The following is a 4497-nucleotide window of genomic DNA, read 5'->3' on the forward strand; positions in this document are numbered from 1 at the left end:
AAAAAATTGCCCAATAAAGCACCAAACCTGTGTTTAAATCCTAGTCATTTTGTTACGTGTTCGTTTCCATTGAAACCTGTCACAAACAATGGCCACACCGAGTCCGCAACCGCACATCAACCACTTGATCAAAAGGAAACACCATGGCTACTTCCGCTGTCACCACCGTCAGAATTTGGGCCGTGGCATACCACAGACCCTGGGGCCTTCCCTTGGGCTTTCCCGGGGGCACTCCCGGGGCCCTTCCCAGCGGCTTTCCATACAAGCTGCTCGCCGATTCCTCATCGTCCACGGTGTATTTCGAGTTCAACGAAGCGCCGCTGGCGTCGAGTTTCAGCCTCTCCGACTGCACGACCCCGGCCGGTACCTACTGGGCCGACGATTCATTGACCAGGGACCCCCACAATGCCAAGCGCTACTGGGCCAAGCTGACGGCGCACGGGGACGCGGAGAGCGAGAGGGGTCGCGTCGGCCTGAACCTTGCCAACATCACGGATCAGAACGGCAATGCGGGCTCAGGGACCTACTACTCCCCTGAGTTCACGGTCGACACCAAAAGACCCCAGGACGTGCGCATCACGATCGACGACACCGACATCCTGTCCGGCGAAACCGCCACCGTCACCTTTGTTTTCAACACGAAAGTTACTTCCTACTTCCAGAGAAGCCTCGACCTCTCCAAGGCCCGAGGCGAGCTGACGGATTTCGTCACCGCCGACGGCGGTCTCACCTGGACCGCCAAACTCACACCCGCCCTTGCCAACACAAACGCCTCCGATTGCGCGATCTCCCTCAAGCTGAGCCAAGTGTTCGACGTGGGCAGCAACAGGGGATTGAACGCGACCCCTGTCAGCAGCAATGTCTACACCGTCCACGCGCACACCACCGTCAGAATTTGGGCCGTGGCAGACGGCTTTCCCCCGGACCTTCCCGGGGGCTTTCCATACGACCTGCGCGCGTACTCCCCATCGTCCAAGGTGTATTTCGAGTTCAACGAAACGCCGCTGGAGTCGAGTTTCAGCCTCTCCGACTGCACGATCCCGGCCGGTACCTCCTGGGTCAACGGTTCATTGACCAGGGACCCCGACAATGCCAAGCGCTACTGGGCCACGCTGACGGCGCACGAGAACGTGGAAACCGAGAGGGATCGCGTCAGCCTGAACCTTGCCAACATCACATATGAGAACGGCAATGCGGGCTCGGGGACCTGCTATTCCGGTTATTTCACGGTCGACACCAAAAGACCCCAGGATGTGCGCATCACGCTCGACGACACCGAGCTCCTGGCCGGCGAAATCACCACCGTGACCTTTGTTTTCGACACGAAAGTTTCTTCCTACTTCCATGACAAGGTCGACCTCTCCAGGGCCGGAGGCAATCTGACGAATTTCGTCACCGCCGACGGCGGTCTCACCTGGACCGCCAAGTTCACAGCCGTCCTTTCCGGCACGAACTCCTCCCATTGCGCGATCTCCCTCAAGCTGAGCCAAGTGTTCGACATGGGCGGCAACACGGGATTGAACCCGGCCCCTTTCAAAAGCAGTGCCTACTCCGTCCACACCCTGCCCCCCACGCAGCCCGCGGTCACCTCCGTCAGAATTTGGGCCGAGGCATACCGCAGCCCCGGGGGCGCTCCATACGATCTGCGCGCGGATTCCCCATCGTCCAAGGTGTATTTCGAGTTCAACGAAGAGCCGCTGGCGTCGAGTTTCAGCCTCTCCGACTGCACGCCCCCGGCCGGTACCTCCTGGGCCGACGGTTCATTGACCAGGGACCTCGACAATGCCAAGCGCTACTGGGCCACGCTGACGGCGCACGGGGACGTGGAGATCGGGAGGAGTCATCCCGGCTTCGGCCTGAACCTTGCCCGCATCACGGATCGGGTCAGCCTGAACCTTGCCAACATCACGGATCGGAACGGCAATGCGGGCTCGGGGACCTACTATTCCCCTGGTTTCACGATCGACACCAAAAGACCCCAGGACGTGCGCATCACGATCGACGACACCCGCCTCCTGGCCGGCGAAATCGCCACCGTCACCTTTGTTTTCAACACGAAAGTTACTTCCTTCCATGACAAGGTCGACCTCTCCCATGCCGGAGGCTTGCTGACGAATTTCGTCACCGCCGACGACGGCCTCACCTGGACCGCCAAATTCACAGCCGACCTTTCCAGCACGAACACCTCCGATTGCGCGATCTCCCTCAATCTGAGTCAAGTGCTCGACAAGGGCGGCAACTGGGGATCGAACGCGACCCCTTTCAGCAGCAATGTCTACTCCGTCCAAACCCTGACCCCCACGCTGCCCGCGAGTGGAATCACGTTCAGCGACAGCGCATTGACGCTGGACCAGAGGACGATGACCGTCACCTTCACCTTCTCGGAACCGGTCAAGGGTTTCAGAAGCACGAACCTGCAGTTGTCCCCGGGAAAAGGCACGCTGTCCCCTCCGGTCGCCCAAAGCCCCGACGCCAGCGGCCATAGCGCCGTCTGGACTGCCACATTGACGGCCCCGACGGGGGATGACGTCCCGGCCACGAGGAACAACAAAATCACCGTGAACTTCACCGGCATGAGCGATAGCGATGGCAACCCGGTCACGGGCCCTCTGGAATCGAGCAGCACCTACGCCATCGACTTCCAACGGCCGACCGTGGAGATCACGATGGTCAAAACGACGCTGGGAATCGGCGACGTCGGCACCCTCATCCTGCGCTTCTCCGAAAAAGTCATTGGCCTCAGCCTGGACGACCTCCGGGTACACGAAGACTCACCGGTCCGCGGCACTCTGAGCAACTTGATCGACCACGATGGCGGTCATACCTGGCTCGTCACAGTGACCCCGCAGGGCTACACCGAGAACGACGGACGCAAACTGAGCGGCAACTTCGTCGTTTTGCGCCGGAACAGCGTGACGGACGAGGCGGGTAACCAGGGTCCGGACCAGGGAGACGCATACAGCCCCCATTACTCCGTTGACCACCAGGGGCCCCATCTGAGGAGTGGGCTCCCGCATGAGGGTGGCGCCCACATCACCTTCAGGCCGGGAGAGCCGGACACCATCCTCGATGCCGGCGAAACGGCACCATCTCCTTTTCCTTCAACGAGCCAGTGACGACGCTCGACGCCAGTTGCATATCCTTCTACACCATTACAGAGACCAGGACGTCCACCGACATCGTGGACGGTGCCGGTGGCACCGCGACGTCCACCACTGAGAAGGACATCGTGGACGGCTCCGGTGGCACGGTGTCGAACCTGATCTCCACCGACGGCGGCACCAGTTGGACCGCCACACTCACCGCCCCGACAAGCACCGTCGCGATCAGGGAAGTCAACCTGGGCGTGTATTTGAACCGAGTGACCGACCTCTCGGGCAACAAGGGCATATTGCCGCCATCGATGAGCGCCGTCACCGGCATCAAATACGGCATCAACACCAACATCACCACCGGCACGCGCCCCAGCGCCACCATCGCGCTGGCCGACAGCTCGCTCACCGTGGGCGAGAGCACCCTCGTCACCATCACCTTCAACGTGCGCGTCAACGGCCTGGACGCCACCGACGTGGACCTCACGGATGCCAGCGGCACGCTCGGCACGCTAAGCACCGCAGACAACGGCCTCACCTGGACCGCCCGCTTCACGCCCTGGGCCATCTCCCAGGACCCGACCAACACCATCCGCCTGAACTTGGCCGGCGTGACCAATGACAACGGCCGCACGGGCCAAGGCACCGCCGTCAGTTCCAACTACCGCGTCGATACCCTCCCGCCCACCGTGACCATCTGGCTGGACGACACCCGCCTGACCGCTGGCGAGAGCACCACCGTCACCTTCAGCTTCCACGAGCCCGTCACCGGCTTCACGAGCGACGACATCGTTCTTGCCGAAGCCAACGGCACGCTGGGCCCCCTCACGGCGCATGCAGACGGCAGAACCTGGACCGCCACGTTCACGCCAACGGCCAACGTCGAAGACAGCAGCAACACCATCCGCGTCAACCTTACGGGCGTGACCGACGCCGCAGGCAACGCCGCCACCGGCAGCCTCGGCAGCGACAACTACACCGTGGATACCCGGGCAGACACCACGGCCCCGCAGCTGATCGGCACCGGTGACCATCGTCCCAATGTCACTGGCAACCAATTGGTTCTCCGCTTCAGCGACACGGGCGACCTGGACGCGAACCCGACCCGCAAGCCGGCGGGCGGGGCCTTTGCGGTGCTCGTGGATGGCGCCCTGAATGCCGTCACCAACGTCTCCATCAACGGCCAGAACAGAACCGTCACGCTCACGCTGAGCACGGCGGTCATCCACGGCCAGTCGGTCACCGTCGCCTACACCGACCCCACGACCGACGACGACACCAACGCCATACAGGACGCCACCGGCAACGACGCGGCCAGCTTTGCGGCCACCGCGGTGACCAACATCACACCAGACACCACGCCCCCGCAGCTGATCATCACCGGCGACCATCGCCCCAAGGTCAC

General features: G+C 62.2%; 2 protein-coding genes. Both read left to right on the plus strand.

All coding sequences use genetic code 11. From position 1 onward, the window contains the following. The first annotated feature begins 143 nt into the window (after nucleotides 1–143). Complete coding sequence (locus VTU_RS0124580) at nucleotides 144–3116, plus strand: Ig-like domain-containing protein (RefSeq protein ID WP_138928037.1); 2973 nt, start codon at nucleotides 144–146, stop codon at nucleotides 3114–3116. Beyond that, a partial coding sequence (locus VTU_RS30290; RefSeq protein ID WP_040894264.1) for an Ig-like domain-containing protein occupies nucleotides 3113–4497 on the plus strand: 1385 nt, incomplete at its 3' end. The genes VTU_RS0124580 and VTU_RS30290, both read left to right, overlap by 4 nt.

The organism is Verminephrobacter aporrectodeae subsp. tuberculatae At4, assembly GCF_000193225.1.
Lineage (GTDB): Bacteria > Pseudomonadota > Gammaproteobacteria > Burkholderiales > Burkholderiaceae_C > Acidovorax > Acidovorax aporrectodeae.